The following is a 16,465-nucleotide window of genomic DNA, read 5'->3' on the forward strand; positions in this document are numbered from 1 at the left end:
ACCTCCACCGTAGCGACGTTTGAGCGTCACGCCCGGCAGACACTTCGCAACCACCGCGAGGGCGGCTACTTTCAGTGCACACTTCACGGCACACTCGCCCGCTCCGATTGACAATCGATAGATTGCCAGCGATTCTCGATACATGCTGAGTGAGAATCGAGCGGTCGCCGCGCTCCGGGTCTTCCTGGTGGTGCTGTTCGCGATCCTGGTCGTGTTCCAGACGCTGTCGCTGCCCGGCCAGTTCCGGCACCAGGCCGAGGTCAATCCGCCGGACGCCGCGCTGCGCTGGCCCGCCACCTTCGTGGCCGGCTTCGTCGTGCTGTGCATTCAGGTCGTCGTGGTCGCGACCTGGCAACTCCTGACGATGGTCAAGAAGGACCGCATCTTCACGCCCGCCGCCACCTTCTGGGTCAACCTCATCATCGGCGCGATCGCCGGCGTCTGGCTCGTCGTCGGCGCCATCGCCCTGTACGTCGTCATCAACGCCGACGACCCGGGCCTGCCGATGGTGCTGCTCCTGCTGGAGGTCGTGATCACCGTGCTCGGCCTGCTGATGGTGGTGATGCGCGCGCTCCTGCAGCGCGCCACCACTCTGCGCACCGACATGGAAGCGGTGATCTGATGCCGATCGTCGTCCGCATCGACGTCGAACTGGCCCGCCGCAAACTCAGCGTCGGCGAGTTCGCCGAACGAGTCGGCCTGACTCCCGCCAACATCGCCGTACTGAAGAACGGCCGCGCCAAAGCAGTGCGCTTCAGCACCCTGGAAGCCATGTGCCGCGTCCTGGAATGCCAACCGGGCGACCTCCTCGAATGGATCGAAGAAGACCCCGCCTAACTCCAACCCGAACCGGGGGAGTGGTCAGACGGTGAGGCCGTAGGTGATGCCGGTGGTGGGTGCCTCGGGGTGGGCGATGTCCGGGGTGCGCTCGTAGGGCTCCCACGCGAGGAAGTGATCGAGGTGGCGTCGGACCGCCTCGAGCACCTCGGTGACCGGGACGTCGCGGCCCAGCTCCTTCGACAGCGTGGTCACGTCGGCGTCGGAGATCCCGCACGGGACGATCCGGTCGAACCAGGCGAGGTCGTTGTCACAGTTCAGCGCGAACCCGTGCATCGCGACGCTCTGCGAGACGCGGATGCCGATCGCGGCGATCTTCCGCTCGCGACCGCGTTCATCGGCCGCGACCCAGACCCCGCTACGGCCCTTGACCCGGCCGGTCGTGACGCCGAACTCGGCGCAGACCGCGATCAGGGCCTCCTCGAGCCGCCGGACATAGTCGACGACGTACACATGTGAGGCCAGCTTGACGATCGGGTAGCCGACGAGCTGCCCCGGGCCGTGCCAGGTGATCTTGCCGCCGCGGTCGACGTCCACCACCGGCGTCCCGTCCAGCGGGCGCTCGTGCGGCTCGGTCCGCTTGCCGGCGGTGTAGACAGGCGTGTGTTCGAGCAGGATGACGGTGTCCGAACCGGTGCCCTCGGCAACCTCCGCGTGCAGGCGGCGCTGCTCGGCCCACGCAGTCTGGTAGTCGACTGCCTCGGCGCCGAATCCGGCCTCCACGTACTTGATAGCCCTCACATCATCGAGTGTAGGCCGGGTGCCTGTGGATAACTTCTGCGGGGCTGGCGGCGATCGGTGCATCCTCTTGGCATGGCACTCGAAGACCTCGCCGGCTACAGCCTGCGCCGGAGGCTCGGGTCCGGATCGGCCGGCACGCTCTGGCAGGTCCGCGACCTCGCCACCGGCCGCAACGCCGTGCTCAAACGCATCCCTGTCACCGCGATCCAGCGAAAAGAGCAGTTCCATGACGAGCTGATGGTTCTGCAACGTATTCACCACCCGCACGTCGCCCGCGTCCTGGAGGTCCGGGAGACACCGTCCGAATGGCTCGTCTTCAGTCAGTACGTCGTCGCTCTCAGCCTGACCAAGGTGTTGAGCCGCAGGGGGAGTATGCCGCCGGGTGAGATCGTCACCCTCCTCAGCCCACTCGCCGAAGCCATCAACTACCTGCACCGCTGCGGCCTGATCCACGGTCACCTGACGGCCGGCAACGTCCTGATCGACGTCGAGGGCCGCCCGATCCTGACCGACACTGCCATGCACTCCCTGAACATCACCCCCGTCGACAGCGCCCCGCCCGAGCCCCCGTCAACCACCAATGACCGCCGAGCCCTAGCCGCCCTAGCCCTCCACGCCGGCGGCCCCGCCACCCTCTTCACGCCCGCCCTCTTCACCGAAACCCCGTTCCACCACCTGGCCGCCCGCCTCCTGACCCTCACCACCCCAGAACCGATCCTCGTCGGCGACCCCGACGACCCGCCCCCAGACCTCCACTCCACCACTGCCCCGCCCCCCGACGACACCCGTACGCCGCTGTCCCAACCCGCCCCCGACTCACCGTCCGACCCAGTGACCCCCAAGGCGCTCCCAAACGGCCCCAAGTCCGCCCGACGCCCCCTGCTCTCCAAACTCACCCGCCAAACCCCCGACGCCGCTCCCACCCCCAACCCCCTATCCCGCCTAGCCCCCACACCCCTCACCAAAACCCACGTGGTCCTCCCCGCCAGCACCCACGTAATCGGCACCACCCACATAGAGCCCGCCATCAGCTGGTCCACCGCAGCTGCCGGAGATCAGGCTGCTACGCCTGAGGATGAGCTGGTCGACGCCTCTTGGTCAGGTACGACGCCGCCCGAGGCATCGGCCAATCCCTGGCTGCCGACGGAGTCGGCGCCGGTTCGCCTTCGCGCGGCTCGGCCGTGGCGCCGACATCACACCTTGCGCGGACGTTTCCTGACGAGCTTGCGGATGGCAGACCTCGGAGGTGCTGGATCGCTGGCAGGCAGGATGCGCGAGGTCGTCGGCCGGCCTGGCTACGGGGTGGCGGGAGCAGTGGGCCTTGGGCTCTTAGTCCTAGTAGGACTGACGCTCGCAGCTCGCCTTGTGCTTGCTCCTTCCGACCCCGCTGTCACCGCATCCGATCAGACGCCCGCCCCACCAACCACTCCGCATTCCACAAGTGCAGCAAGCCCGTCCGGCCCAACCCCTGCAGATACGCCCGCAGGCCGGACAAGCCCCGTTAACCCAGCAACCCCGCATCAGGCGGACGCCACAGCTCCGCCGACACCTAGACGTACCGGTCCCGAGGATCTGCCTACTGACCCCGTGAGTCCGCCGACGCCTCGTGGTACTGGCTCCCAGCGGAGCGTGGCCGAATGGGTCCGCACCTTGCACGGGCTAGATATCCAACGTGCACAAGCATTCCGGACTCTCGATGGCACCTTGCTCGACAAGATCTACGTCCCCGGCACCAAACCCTGGCAGTCCGATCGCGCCCTCATCGCCAACTACCGCCGCCAAGGCGTCCGCATCCACGGCCTACAGATCCAGATCGACAAAACCACCATCTTTCGCCAAACCCCAACCACCGTCACCCTCCGCACCACAGACCACCTCACCGCCGGCCAAGCAATCGACAAATCCGGCACCCGAACACCCCTCCCACCCGGCACCCCCGCCACCCGCCTCATCACCCTCACCAACTCCCCGGCCCCCTCGACCGCCAACCCCACCTGGCGCATAGCCACGATCACCCCCGCCTGAGACCCGCAGCCCGGTCACCGGCCCTCCCCGCCGGACCGCAACCAAAGCCCGTCGATCCCGGCAACGGAAACGCGCTCACTGGCCTTCCTGCCGGACCGCCACCAAAGCCAGCCAGTCCCAGGCAACGTTCACCTCTGGCCGCCGGCCTCGCCATCTGGCTCAACCGCCGCGGTGCCCAGCCGTGTTGTCTTTCAGGTCGGCCGGTCGCGGCGAGCAACCACAGCGCACGTCCCCGGCCGAGGCCATTTCGGTCTGTACCCCGTCCCGGCCGCCGGAGGCGGTCGACTGAAGCGCACGGCGAGCTGAGCGGATGGCTGAGGGGGATGGCGAGCTCGGTGACCGCGCTCCCGTTGCCTGGGGCTGACGGGCTACGGCTGAGGTGTGTGATGTGCGGTAGCCGGTAACTTTTGGTCGCTATAGAAGAAAAAATCACCGACCAACGCACCACGCCGGCCCATGCCTAGCGGGTGAACGTGAGTCCAGCTGCCGAGCCTCTTTTCCCGAACAGCACCCAAAGCCCGTCGACCCCAGGCAACGGAGGACACGGTCACCGGCCCTCCCTCCAGGACCGTAACCACAGCCCGAAGCCCAGGCGACGGGAAGTTGGTCACCGGCCTGCCTTGCCGGACCGCGACCAAAGCCCATCAGCCGCAAGCAACCGGAACCTCCGTCGCGGCCTCGCCATCCGGCCCAGCCACCGCGGCGACCAGCGATGCTGTCTTTCAGATCGGCCGGACGCGGCGAGCAACCACAAACCCACGACACCGGCCGAGTCCTTTCGGTCTGCACCCCGCCCGACCACCAAGACCAGCCAATGGAAACGCACAGCGAGCAGAGCGCATGGCTGAGCCGAACGGGGAGCCCGGCGACCGCGCTCCCCGTTGCCTGAGGCTGACGGGCTACGGCTTAGGTACGTGACGTGGTCGGCTGGTCGGAAACTCTTCGGCGCCATCTGACGAAAGTTTCCGACCAACACGACCAGCGCCGCCTGATTTAGCCGCGGCCAGGTGTGGGCAAGTTGAGCAGGCAACCAGCCCACACCAACAGCCCACACTTCCTTTGTATATAAGGGGTTCTGGGCTCGAAAACTGTCGGTGGCCATGTCTATGCTTATGGGTATGGAGATCTTGGCGATGCCACCGGTGTACACGCAGAGCGGCAGCGAACTGCTGTCGACTCTCGACACCCTGATGGCCACCGCCGCCCTGGTCGAAACCCTGAAACTGCAAACCATGGGCCGCCTCGACGACATGGGCACCGCCCAAGAACTCGGCGCCCGCGACACCACCGAACTCGTCTCGCAGCGCTACCGGCTCGTCCCCGCCGACGTCCGCAAAGACCTCACCTTCGCCAAGAACCTCCCCAAATACTCCGCCGTAGCCGACGCACTACCCGACCCTCAGGACCCCACAGAACCAGCGACCCTGAACCCGGACCAGGCGAAGGTCATCGTGTCCACGCTGGAGAAAGCACCCGCCACGGTCCCGGTCGAGGTCCTGGACGTCGCCGAACGCCAAATGATCCGGGCAGCCGAGCACACCAACACCCGCGAACTCATCAAGTTCGGCCGCGACGTCCTCGCCCGCCTCGACACCGACGGCCCCGAACCCGCCGAAGACGAAGCCCACAAGCAACGCTCACTACGGCTACGAGACGTCGACGGCGGGGTGAAGATCACCGGGTTCCTGCCCGGCGCCATGGGCGAACAAGTCAAGACCCAGATCCACAGCCTTGCCAAGCCCCACAAGACGGTCGACGGTGAACGTGACCCGCGGACCCTGGAACAGCGCCAAGCTGATGCGTTGATCGGGATCTCGGATGCTGCGGCAGGCAACCCCGACTACCCCGGCGTTCCGCATCTGACCGTCACGATCGACTTCGACGACCTCAAGAACGCCCTCGCGAACGTCCCGGAAGCCTTCAACGGTGCGGCCGGTGGATCGGGTGAGTTGGTGTTCGGCGGGAACCTGTCCGCCGGTGCCGTCCGGCTGCTCGCCTGTGATGCTGCGATCCTTCCGATCGTGCTGGGTGGGGATTCGCAGCCGCTGGATGTCGGCACCGAACAACGGTTCGTGAACCGGTACATCCGGCGGGCGTTGAACAAGCGAGACAAGGGTTGCGTGGTGTGTAAGGCGCCGCCGTGGATGTGTCATGCCCACCACGTCATCCACTGGGTCGACGGAGGACCCACCAGTCTGCACAACCTCGCCTTGGTGTGTTCTGCCCATCACCGGGCGGTCCATAAGAACCAATGGACCATCACCATCACCGGCGGTGTCGTCCACGTCGGTCGGCCGAGCTGGGCAGACCCACCACCACCCACCCCTGCGGACCTTGCTGCCATGGCTGCGTGGGTCACCCCTGCCCGCGACACCGAAATGGCCAGTGCCAACCGGGCTGGTTCCGGTGGGTCCGGGGCTAGCAGAGCAGGTCCGGGCATGGGCTGTGACAGCGGGGTTGATGCCGACTGGGCGAGCGCCAGCACGGCCCGCGCCAGCACGGCTCGCGCCGATGAGGGCGATGCCACTACGGCTCGTGCGGGCGAGGTCAGCTGGGCTCGTGCCGACGCGGGCGAGGTTAGCGGGACTCGTTTCAGTTGGGCCGAGGCCGAGAGCAGCCCGATGTACGGACAGCCGACCCGGCTCCCCGCAGCCAGTAAGCAGCCCAACGCCGCGCTCGTCGCGGAGCGCGAAGCCTTCCGCGCCTATCTCATCTCGACACCCGGCTACACCGACCCCTGGGGCACCGACGACGCCCCAGCAGCCGGACCGTAGGCCGACGACTGCTGGTGGCTCGCGGCACCGACCGCCGCCACCCGGGTCGAAACGGCAGCCGGCGCTCGTGGATCACCAACCACAGCGCCGGATCAGCCATGCGCCCACATGCTCCGGGGAGAGCGGTGATGGTCGCGGGCTGGTGTTGTGCTGGATCAGTTGCGCGCCTGCATGATCTGGGGACGGCGGTGATGGTCGCGGGCTGGCCTTGTGCCGGATCAGCTGCGCCCACCCGATCCTGGGGTAGCGGCCACAGTCTCGGGGCTGGCCGTGCGCCGGATGATTGTCGGCAGGTAACCGCATTGCCCGGTTCGTCGCGCGCAATGACCGGGCCCCGCAACCACCGCGGCGTTGGTTGGTCGGGCATGGTGTGGTGGGGAAGGTCCGCCTGTGGTGGCGTTGGTTGGTCGCGCGTGGTGTGGTGGGGAAGGTCGGCCTGTGGTGGCGTCGGGTGGTCGCTCATAGGGTGATCGGGAACGTCCGCCCGGCGGGGTTGGTTGGCGGTGCACGGTGTGAACGGGAACCTGCGCCTGCGGGATGCGGCATCCGGGGTCGGGTTGAAGAACTTCTTGTTCCTGGGTGGCGAGGTGCGCGATGCCGGTGCGGGTGGCCCGGGCGTGACGGTTTGGTTCGGTTCTGGCGTGTGCTCTTACGTTGTTCTACTGGGGCTCTGGGTGTGCCAGTGGCCCGAGCGGGGTAGTGGTTGGGCTCGGTACGGCTTCCTAGGGGTGATTGATTCCGGTTGCGCCGGCTCCTCGGAGGGAGCGTCCGAGGTCTCCGGCCAGTACGCGGGGATGACGCCTCCACCACCACATGGCTGGATCCGGAATGCGGTGGAACTGTCCTAGGGCGTGGCCGTCGTCATCGACTGGGGCGGCCACGAATCGGCCGTCCAGCTCCTTGATCCTGGCCGTCCAGATCAGGACTGTGTGCTCGTTGAGCAGCGGCCAGGCCAGGTGCAGCCAGTTGCGGCAGTAGAGGTCGTTGGAGTACTCCTCGACCGTGTCTTCGTAGCCATGCTCGACCGTCGTCACAAGCTGGTCCCATGCGCCGGCCATCTCGGTGACCGAGAACACTTTTCGCCAGCCGCGTTGGTGCAGAAGTTCGCCGACCTCGGCCTCGTCGAAGCTCATCGCGGCAATCGTCCCATCTCGCCGGATTGCTCCAAGCTGTCGAGGCAGGGCTCGGGGGCGATGGCGCCTGGTGGTGCTCTAGGGGGTGCGGAAGGTTGTGGTTAGTAGTGCTTCGGTGAAGGGCTTGGGGTCGGCTTGGCCCCAGGGGGTGTAGGCGACGGTTAGTTGGGTTTGGCCGGTTTGGGTTGTCCAGGTGGCGGCTTGGTAGCCGAAGATGTCGCCGTCGTGGCCCCAGAGGCGGGTGCCGTTGACGAGTCGGGTTTGTAGGCCGAGGGCGTAGTCGTAGAGGCGGCCGGTGGTGCGGATTTGCTGGAGTTCGGTTTGCTGGGCGGGGCGGAGGAGACGGCCGGTGAGTAGGGCGCGGTAGAAGTGGTTGAGGTCGGCTGTGGTGGAGATGAGTTCGCCTGACGCGCCGGTGACTGACGGGTTGAAGCTGGTGATGTCGACTGGCTCGATCTGGTCGCCTACCTCGCGTGGCAGGTAGCCGTGAGCGTGAGGGCCCGCGATGGTCGAGCGGCGGCCGGGGAATTCGGTTCCGGGCAGGTGTAGTCGACGCAGGATGCGGCGCCCGGCCTCTTGGGCGTAGTGGTTGCCGGTCGCGCGTTGGATCACCAGGCCGAGGAGGATGTAGTTGGTGTTGGAGTACATCCAGGAGGTTCCGGGCTCGAAGAGCAGGGGCTCGGCTGCGGTGAAGTTCAGGAGTTCGAACGGGGTCCAGGTCCGGTCGCGGAGCTCGACCACCTGGTCGGCGGTGCCGTAGAGCATGCGGAACGGGCGGGTGTTCGTGTAGTTGACGATGCCGCTGGTGTGCTGCAGCAGGTGGCGCAGAGTGATGCGGTTGCCTTCGGCAACGGTGCCTGGCAGCCAGCGCTCGATGGTGTCGTCGAGGTGCAGTCGCCGCTCGCCGGCCAGCTGGAGGACGACGGTGGCTATGAACGACTTGGTGATGCTGCCGGCCCGGAACCGCCCACTGGGGGCGACGGGCTTCGCTGATCCCAGCTCGGAGACACCACTGGTACCGCGCCAGACGTGGCCGGCGTCGTGGACCTCGGCCAGTACGGCGGATGCGGCCGAGCCGGCGAACTCGTCGAGGATCCTCTGCAAGCCGGCCGCATCGGGCCCCGGACCGGATGTCAGCTGACTGGCATCGGCCGGCTGGGCGGTCGCGGGGAGCAACCCGCCGGCGCTGAAAGCGAGAATTCCGGCGGCGCTGGTTTTGAGCGTGTTTCGACGGCTGATCATGTGACCTTCCCTCGGTCGGACAACCCGGGCGGGCGCGGGTGGTCCCCGCTCCTCGACTCTATATAACTAGAGTACTAGTACAATAGAGGAGCGGTGCAAGTGCCAGGTCGCGAAGATCAGGTCGCGAAGGCTGCGGTGACGGCGTCGGGGGCGGTGGGGTACTTGAAGGTGAAGCCCTGGGATTCGAGGCGGGTGGGAAGGGTGCGGTTGCTGCCGAGGAGTTCCCAGGCGAACTCGCCGAGGGCCAGGCGCATGAGGATGCCGGGGACGGGGACGACCGCGGGCCGGTGGAGTGCGGAGCCGATGGCCTGGGCTACCTCGGCGTTGGTGGCCGGGGTCGGGATGGTGACGTTGACCGGGCCGCTGAGGGATTCGTGGTCGGCGACGAAGCGGGCGGCGCGGAGCCAGTCGGCCAGGGCGATGACCGGGAAGTACTGCTGACCGGAGCCGAAGCGGCCGCCGAGGCCGAAGCGGAACGGGAGGGTGAGGAGCTGGAAGGCGGGCGCCTTGCGGGCGAGGACGACGCCGGTGCGGAGGGAGGCGACGCGGCAGCCGGCGGCGCGGGCTGGTTCGAGGGCGCCTTCCCAGACGCGGACGACGTCGGCGAGGAAGCCGTCGCCGAGGGGTGAGTCCTCGGTGAGGATCTCGTTGCCGCAGTCGAGGCCGTAGCCGCCGACGCCGCTCTGGGTGATCAGGGTGGGGCGGCGCTCGAGCTGGGCGGCGGCGTTCGCGAGGGTGGCGGTCGTGGTGACGCGGCTTTCGCGGAGGGTCTTGCGGTACGTCGGGGTCCACGGCCGGCCGATGTTCGCACCGGCCAGGTTGATCAGGACGTCGGCGTCGGCGATCGCCGCGAGGTCCAGTTCGCCGCGGGCCGGGTCCCAGCGCAGTTCGCCGGGGCCGGATGGCGTCCGGCGTACCAGGCGGATGACGTCGTGGTCGTCGGCACTGAGGTCACGGGCCAGGGCCTGGCCGAGGAAGCCGGAGGCACCGGCCAGCACGTACTTCATCCAGTTCGCTCCTTGCAGACAGTTCGCTCGGTGTCGAAAAACGGACCGGCGCCGGTCCGTCGGAACGGAACCGGCGCCGGGTCGCGCAGTACTGCGGGTCGATCAGACGTCGAACTGGGCCTCTTCGAGCCGCTGCTTGACTGCCGTCAGGTAGCGGGCCGCGTCGGCGCCGTCGACCAGGCGGTGGTCGTAGGTGAGCGCGAGGAAGACCATCTGACGGATGGCGATGGTCTCGCCGAGCTCGGGGTGGGTGATGACGACCGGGCGCTTGACGACGGCGCCGGTCCCGAGCATGCCGACCTGCGGCTGGTTCAGGATCGGGGTGTCGAACAGGGCGCCGCGGCTGCCGGTGTTGGTGATGGTGAAGGTGCCGCCCGCCATCTCGTCCGGCGTCACCTTGTTGTTGCGGGTGCGGTCGGCGAGGTCGGCGATCTTCTTCGCCAGGCCGGCGATGTTCAGGTCGCCGGCGTTGTGGACGACCGGGACCATCAGGCCGCGCTCGACGTCTACCGCGATGCCCAGGTGCTCGGCGGCGTGGTAGGTGATCTCGCCCTTCTCCTCGTCGATCGACGCGTTCAGCTTCGGGTACTGCTTGAGCGCGTCGACGGCGGCGAGGGCGAAGAACGGCAGGAAGGAGAGCTTCGTACCCTCGCGGGCCTCGAACTCGGCCTTCTTCGCGTTCCGGAGCTTGGCGATCTCGGTGACGTCGACCTCGACGACCGTGGTCAGCTGGGCCGAGACCTTCAGGCTGTTGACCATGTGGGCCGCGATCGCCTTGCGGATCCGGCTCATCTTCTCGGTCGTGCCGCGCAGCGGGCTGATCGACGCGGCCTTGACGGCCGGGGCGGCTGCTGCCGGCGCGGCGGCCGGTGCCGCGGCGGCGGCCTTCTGGGCCTCAGCGGCGGAGATCACGTCCTGCTTGCGGATCCGGCCACCGACGCCGGTGCCCTGGACGGCGTTGAGGTCGACCTGGTGCTCGGCCGCGAGCTTGCGGACGAGCGGGGTGACGTAGTTCGGGCCCTCGGTGGAGGTCCCGTTCGACGAGGCGGCCGGGGCAGCGGCCGGAGCCGGAGCCTGTACGGCGGGAGCCTGCGGGGCCGGTGCCTGCGCGGGCGGAGCCGCCTGCGGGGCGGGCGCCTGAGCCTGCGGGGCCGATGCCTGAGCCGGGGGAGCAGCAGCCGGAGCCGGTGCCGGAGCAGCGGCGGGTGCCGGAGCAGCCGCGGGAGCCGGTGCCGCGGCGGGGGCCGGAGCCTCAGCCTTCGGTGCCGGAGCGGGGGCTGCGTCGCCGGAGCCGACGATGGCGAGCTCGGCGCCGACCTCTACGGTCTCGTCCTCGGCGACCTTGATCTCGAGGAGCTTGCCGGCGACGGGCGACGGGATCTCGGTGTCGACCTTGTCGGTCGAGACCTCGAGCAGCGGCTCGTCGACGGCTACGTCGTCGCCGACCTGCTTCAGCCAGCGGGTGACGGTGCCTTCGGTCACGCTCTCGCCCAGTGCGGGGAGGGTGACGGACGTGCCCGAGTTGGAGGAAGGCTCAGCCTGAGCAGCCGGGGCTGGGGTTTCGGCGGGCGCGGCGGCGGCCGGGGCCTCCTGCGCGGGAGCCGGTTCGGCGGGCGCCTCGGCAGCGCGAGCCTGCTCGGCAGGCTCCTCGGCCGGAGCTGCGGCAGGCTGCTCCGCCGGAGCGGCGTCGCCACCGGTGGATTCGCCGGCGTCGCCGATGACGGCCAGTTCGGCGCCGACCTCGACGGTCTCGTCCTCGGCGGCCTTGATCTCGAGGAGGGTGCCCGCGACGGGCGACGGGATCTCGGTGTCGACCTTGTCGGTCGAGACCTCCAGCAGGGGCTCGTCGACGGCAACCGTGTCACCGACCTGCTTGAGCCAGCGGGTGACGGTTCCTTCGGTGACGCTCTCCCCGAGGGCCGGCAGGGATACAGAGGTCGGCATGACGGTCGTTGCTCCTTCGTCTGATCGGTCGAGTGTCAGCCTACGGTGCCGCTGGCGCGGGCGGGACGCGGGTCACGACAACCCGGGCTACCCACCAGTCACAAACTTACTAGGCAACGCCAGCGGCCCGGCTGAACCTCAGTCGTGGAAATGCAGCGGTTTACCGGCGAGCGCCATGTGGGCCTCGCCGAGGGCTTCGTTCTGGGTGGGGTGCGCGTGCACGAGCGGCGCGACGTCGGCCGGGAACGCCTCCCAGTTGTAGATCAGCTGGGCCTCGCCGATGAGCTCGCCGACCCGGGAGCCGACCATGTGCAGGCCGACCACGGCGCCGTCCTTGGCCCGGACCAGCTTCACGAAGCCGGCGGTCTTGAGGATCTGGCTCTTGCCGTTGCCGCCGAGGTTGTAGTTGAGGATCTCGACCTCGCCGTACTTCTCCCGGGCCTGCTCCTCGGTCAGACCGACCGAGGCGACCTCGGGCTCGGAGTAGGTGACCCGCGGGATGCCGGCCTCGTCGATCGGCGTCGGCGCGAGGCCCGCCAGGTGCTCGGCGACGAAGACGCCCTGCTGGAACCCGCGGTGCGCGAGCTGGAGCCCCGGCACGATGTCACCGACGGCATACACGCCCGGGACGCTGGTCTGCAGGTGCTCGTCCACGGTGACGAAGCCGCGGTCGAGCGCGATCCCGACCTCCTCGTAGCCGATGCCGGAGGTGTTCGGCCCGCGCCCGACGGCGACCAGCAGGATCTCGGCCTCGATCACCTCGCCACCGGCGACGGTGACGCGGACGCCGTTGTCGTGCGTGTCGACCGACTCGAACGGCGTCCCGGTCCTGAAGGTGATCTTGCGCTTGCGGAAGGCTCGCTCCAGCGTCTTGCTGCAGTCGGCGTCCTCGGACGGGACGAGCCGGGGGAGTGCCTCGAGGATCGTCACCTTGGTGCCGAACGACGTCCAGGCGCTGGCGAACTCGACACCGATCACGCCGCCGCCGAGGATCACCGCGGACTCGGGCACCCGGTCCATGGTCAGCGCGTGCTCGCTCGCGATCACGCGGTTGCCGTCGATCGTCAGCCCGGGCAGCGATCGCGAGTAGGAGCCGGACGCGATGATGACGTTCTTGCCGGTGTACGTCGTGCCGTTGACCGCGACCGTGGTCGGGGAGGTGAGTCGTCCCTCGCCCTCGACCACGGTGATCCCGCGGGCCTTCAGCTGGCCCTGCAGACCCTTGAACAGCCGGTCGACGACGCCGTCCTTGTACTTGTTCACGCCGCCCATGTCGACGCCCTCGAGCGTCGTCCGGACGCCGAACTGCTCACCGTCACGGGCGGAGTCGGCCACCTCGGCGGCGTGCAGCAGCGCCTTGGTGGGGATACAACCGCGGTGCAGGCAGGTGCCGCCGACCTTGTCCTTCTCGACCAGGACGACGGACATCCCGAGGGTCGCGGCGCGCAGGCCGGCGGCGTACCCACCGCTGCCGCCGCCGAGGATCACCAGGTCGTACGTCGTAGGGCTGTCTGCCGGGTTCGTCACAGGTTCCTCCGTGGGCGTGTGGTCGGCGGGACGGCTCCGGATCGCGGCTCCGGCCCGCCGTCATCTTGCCATGCGCCAGTTGCCGCTTTTGGCAGAAACCGTTATCGCGGCTTTCTGCCGCTGAGTTGCGGTCATGGGGGACACTTTCCCTATGAAGTGGTTCGGTCGCCGGCAGAAGGCCGGCACGATGCGCAAGTCGGACAACCCCGACCAGGCGCACCTGCGTGAGTTCGCCCTCAGCCGTCAGGGGGTCGAGGGTTTCGTCGAGCCACGCACCGCGGTGACGGACTACACACTGCTCCTGGTCGCGATCGACGGCGAGTGGACCCGGCGCCGCGTCCCGTCGGTGCAATGGGCCCACACCTTCGCGAACAAGCTGGGCATCCCGTCGTACGACGCGGCCGTGGTCGGCGTCCCACCGCGGATGCGCGAGTACAACGCCCGCATGAAGAAGCAAGGCCTCCGCTAAAGCAGGGGCACCCGCGCACGCACCCCTGCGACGTCCTCGGTGTCGATCGTCGCCTGCAGGATCCCCACGGTGTGGTCGAGCCGCGCCGCGGTGTGACCCAGCGGAGTGGTCAGACTGCTACGGCCGATGCCGAGCGGGTCGGTGCCCTGCGGTGTCGTGTACGCCTGGTCGCACGCCAGCACCCACGCCTGCGCATCAGCGGCCCGAGCCCGGGTCAGCAGGTCCCACTGCTCTTCCTTGCCCGGTCCGGCACCCCAGGACGCCGGTACGGCGATCAGCTCCGCACCCAGTCGCCCGAGCGCGGTGAACTGGTCGGCGAACCGCAGGTCGTAGCAAGTGGCCAGCCCGACCGTCACGTCCCGGTACTCGAAGGCCACCAGCTCGTTGCCTGGAGCAACCGTGTCCGACTCCCGGGACCCGAACGCGTCGTACAGGTGGATCTTCCGGTACGACGCCTCCACGCCCGGACCGGTGGCGAGCAGCGTGTTGTGGACGCGGCCGTCGTCCGACGGCTCGAACAACCCGGCCACCACGACGATCCCGAGGTCGGCGGCCACCTTGCGCAGGCCGGTCGCGAACGGCCCGTCCAGCGGCTCGGCGACGCTCCGCAGGTCGGTGCCGAAGCAGGCGAGGGTCGCCTCCGGCAGTACGACGAGTTCGGCTCCGCCGTCGGCAGCCCGCCGTACGGCGTCCGTCGCGGCCGCCAGGTTGGACACCGGGTCGGGGCCGGTGGTGAGCTGGGCCGCAGCCACGCGCAGATCTGTCATCAGGACCTCCGTGCCTGTATACATTGAGTATGCAATTGAGTGGGGATTCCGGCCGTGACCGCGCCTACCAGTACCTGCGGGGCACTGTGCTCAGCGATCCGGCCGTGTCGGGGACGTTCATCAACGAGCAGGGCGTCGCGACCGAGGTCGGTATCTCGCGGACCCCGGTGCGCGAGGCGTTGCTGATGCTCGCCGCCGAGGACCTGGTGCAGCTCGTCCCGCATCGCGGGGCGTTCGTCGCGCCGGTCCCGGGCCGGGAGATCGCCGAGATGATGCAGGCCCGCGGCGTGATCGAGACCTGGGCCGCGACCACCTCGCTCGCGGCCGGCCGGGCCCCGGTGGCGGCGATGGCCGCCGTACTGGAGCAGCAGCGGGCCATCGTCGAGCAGGGCGACGCGAAGGAGTTCATCGAGCTGGACAGCCAGTTCCATGCGTTGCTGGTCGCAGCGGCCGGCAACTCCGTGCTCGGCCGGCTCTACGACAACCTGCGCGCGAAGCACGTGCTGCTCGGCATCGTCGCGTTGCAGCGCAGTGAGACGCGGCGGCAGGACGTCCTGGTGGAGCACCAGGCCATTGTCGACGGTCTCGCAACCGGTGTGGCCGAAGCGGCCGAGAAGGCGATCCTCGGCCACCTGGACACCACGGGTTCGATCCTTATGCATGGCTGACGGCTAGGTCGTCATCCACCACGGCCCGCCCGAGCCGCAGCCCGACCAGAGTGACCACGCACGCGATCACGATGTACAGCGCGATCACATAGCCGGTCCCGGCCTTGGCCAAGAAGTACGTGAAGGCCAGTGGAGCCAGGGCGCCACCGATCACTCCAGCGAACGTGTAGGCCAGCGAGCTACCGGTGTAGCGCAGCCGAGCAGTGAACTGCTCAGACACGAACGCTGCCTGCGGTCCGTACATCAGCGAGTGGAACACCAGCCCAACGACCACTCCGAGAATCAGAGTCCCCAGTGACGACGCGATAGCGAAGAACACCACACTCCACACCGCTCCACCGATCGCACCGATGCCATAGATCAGCCGACGCCCGTAGCGGTCGGACAGGTAACCGGAGAACGGGATGAGTCCGACCTGACAGGCGGAGCCGATCAGTACGGCGGTCACTGCCTGGCCGCGGCTCATGTCCAGCTCTTTGGTCGCATAGGTGAGCACGAAGACGGCGAACATCGCATAGAGCACATCCGGCCCGACCCGCGCCAGGATGGCCGCAATCAGCGGCCGACGCTGTGTCCGCAGCACCTCGGTCACCGGAGCGGTCGGCCGGTCCCCACGGGCCTCCAGCTCCTTGAACACCGGCGTCTCTTCCAGCTTGGACCGGATGAGCAGACCGAACGCGACCAGCACAGCAGACAGCAAGAACGCGACCCGCCAACCCCAGCTGAGGAACTGAGCCTCCGTCAGGGCTCCAGCAAGCACAGCCAGTACGCCGTTCGCCAGCAGGGTGCCCAATGGCGGTCCGACTTGCGCAGCAGATGCCCAGAAGCCACGCTGCCCGGCCTGACTGAACTCACTGCTCAGAAGCACCGCACCGCCCCACTCACCACCCACACCGACGCCCTGCGCAAAACGCAGCACCACCAGCAGGGTCGGGGCCAGTGCGCCGGCCTGGGCGTGGGTCGGCAGTAGACCGATACAGAAGGTGGCTACGCCGATCAGCAGCAGCGTGGCGACCAGCACCCGCTTGCGGCCGATCACGTCACCCAGTCGGCCGAAGAAGATGCCACCGAGCGGCCGTGCGATGTAGCCGACGGCATACGTCCCGAAGGCCTGCAGCGTGCCGGTCAGCGGGTCGCTGCCGGGGAAGAAGAGGTCGCCGAAGACGAGTGCGGCGGCGGAGCTGTAGACGGCGAAGTCGTACCACTCCAGTGAGGTGCCGGACAGGCTCGCGGCGAACGCCTTGTAGAGGCCGCGGCGCTCCGTGGTGTCAGTACTGGGGCTGGACATCGAGGTGGACCTCCTTGGGGAATTGCTCCATACTCGTTGTATA

The 16,465-nt window shown here is 68.4% G+C and carries 14 protein-coding genes; 6 read left to right on the forward strand and 8 right to left on the reverse strand.

Translation table 11 applies throughout. The features are described from left to right. Positions 1 to 142 precede the first annotated feature (142 nt). On the forward strand, positions 143 to 622 hold the full coding sequence (locus OG474_RS33705) for a DUF2975 domain-containing protein (protein ID WP_405057649.1): 480 nt from the start codon (positions 143 to 145) through the stop codon (positions 620 to 622). After that, positions 622 to 837 (forward strand): helix-turn-helix domain-containing protein, encoded by a 216-nt coding sequence (locus OG474_RS33710; RefSeq protein ID WP_405057650.1) that lies wholly within the window; start codon positions 622 to 624, stop codon positions 835 to 837. The genes OG474_RS33705 and OG474_RS33710 overlap by 1 nt, the downstream gene beginning before the upstream one ends. A gap of 24 nt (positions 838 to 861) precedes the next feature. Here OG474_RS33710 and lipB read toward each other — a convergent pair whose 3' ends face one another. Then, complete coding sequence (gene lipB, locus OG474_RS33715) at positions 862 to 1,641, reverse strand: lipoyl(octanoyl) transferase LipB (protein ID WP_405057651.1); 780 nt, start codon at positions 1,639 to 1,641, stop codon at positions 862 to 864. Positions 1,642 to 1,650: 9 nt separating this feature from the next. On the opposite strand from lipB, the gene OG474_RS33720 reads away from it, so the two are divergent. Together OG474_RS33720 and OG474_RS33725 are read left to right on the forward strand one after the other, a co-directional pair. Beyond that, the gene (locus OG474_RS33720; RefSeq protein ID WP_405057652.1) at positions 1,651 to 3,603 is read left to right on the forward strand and encodes a protein kinase domain-containing protein; all 1,953 of its coding nucleotides are present in this window, start codon (positions 1,651 to 1,653) and stop codon (positions 3,601 to 3,603) included. Positions 3,604 to 4,721: 1,118 nt separating this feature from the next. Continuing rightward, complete coding sequence (locus tag OG474_RS33725) at positions 4,722 to 6,377, forward strand: DUF222 domain-containing protein (RefSeq protein ID WP_405057653.1); 1,656 nt, start codon at positions 4,722 to 4,724, stop codon at positions 6,375 to 6,377. Between the two features lie 722 nt (positions 6,378 to 7,099). Here OG474_RS33725 and OG474_RS33730 read toward each other — a convergent pair. From OG474_RS33730 to lpdA, 5 genes are all read right to left on the reverse strand, one after another. Further along, positions 7,100 to 7,510, reverse strand: a complete 411-nt coding sequence (locus tag OG474_RS33730) for a hypothetical protein (protein ID WP_405057654.1) — start codon at positions 7,508 to 7,510, stop codon at positions 7,100 to 7,102. Positions 7,511 to 7,588: 78 nt separating this feature from the next. Beyond that, entirely contained in the window at positions 7,589 to 8,752 is a 1,164-nt protein-coding gene (locus tag OG474_RS33735) for a serine hydrolase domain-containing protein (protein WP_405057655.1), read from the reverse strand. A 116-nt stretch (positions 8,753 to 8,868) separates the two neighbouring features. Continuing rightward, the gene (locus OG474_RS33740; RefSeq protein WP_405057656.1) at positions 8,869 to 9,759 is read right to left on the reverse strand and encodes a TIGR01777 family oxidoreductase; all 891 of its coding nucleotides are present in this window, start codon (positions 9,757 to 9,759) and stop codon (positions 8,869 to 8,871) included. Positions 9,760 to 9,861: 102 nt separating this feature from the next. Beyond that, positions 9,862 to 11,703 (reverse strand): 2-oxoglutarate dehydrogenase, E2 component, dihydrolipoamide succinyltransferase, encoded by a 1,842-nt coding sequence (gene sucB / locus OG474_RS33745; RefSeq protein WP_405057657.1) that lies wholly within the window; start codon positions 11,701 to 11,703, stop codon positions 9,862 to 9,864. A gap of 138 nt (positions 11,704 to 11,841) precedes the next feature. Next, positions 11,842 to 13,230 carry a dihydrolipoyl dehydrogenase gene (gene lpdA, locus OG474_RS33750; RefSeq protein WP_405057658.1) on the reverse strand — a complete coding sequence of 463 codons (1,389 nt, stop codon included), beginning with the start codon at positions 13,228 to 13,230 and terminating at the stop codon, positions 11,842 to 11,844. 151 nt (positions 13,231 to 13,381) lie between these two features. Between lpdA and OG474_RS33755 the strand changes: the two genes are divergently transcribed. Beyond that, entirely contained in the window at positions 13,382 to 13,699 is a 318-nt protein-coding gene (locus tag OG474_RS33755) for a hypothetical protein (protein WP_405057659.1), read from the forward strand. Here the strand turns inward: OG474_RS33755 and OG474_RS33760 are convergent. Next, entirely contained in the window at positions 13,696 to 14,466 is a 771-nt protein-coding gene (locus OG474_RS33760) for a carbon-nitrogen hydrolase family protein (RefSeq protein ID WP_405057660.1), read from the reverse strand. The genes OG474_RS33755 and OG474_RS33760 overlap by 4 nt on opposite strands. Positions 14,467 to 14,495: 29 nt before the next feature. Between OG474_RS33760 and OG474_RS33765 the strand changes: the two genes are divergently transcribed. Further along, positions 14,496 to 15,134, forward strand: a complete 639-nt coding sequence (locus OG474_RS33765; RefSeq protein ID WP_405057661.1) for a GntR family transcriptional regulator — start codon at positions 14,496 to 14,498, stop codon at positions 15,132 to 15,134. Here OG474_RS33765 and OG474_RS33770 read toward each other — a convergent pair. Continuing rightward, positions 15,121 to 16,422: an MFS transporter gene (locus tag OG474_RS33770; protein ID WP_405057662.1), complete on the reverse strand. Its 1,302-nt coding sequence runs from the start codon at positions 16,420 to 16,422 to the stop codon at positions 15,121 to 15,123. The two genes, OG474_RS33765 and OG474_RS33770, sit on opposite strands and share 14 nt — an antisense overlap. Between the last annotated feature and the right edge of the window lie 43 nt (positions 16,423 to 16,465).

The sequence above is a fragment of the Kribbella sp. NBC_01505 genome, assembly GCF_045040285.1.
In the GTDB taxonomy this organism is placed as follows: Bacteria; Actinomycetota; Actinomycetes; order Propionibacteriales; family Kribbellaceae; genus Kribbella.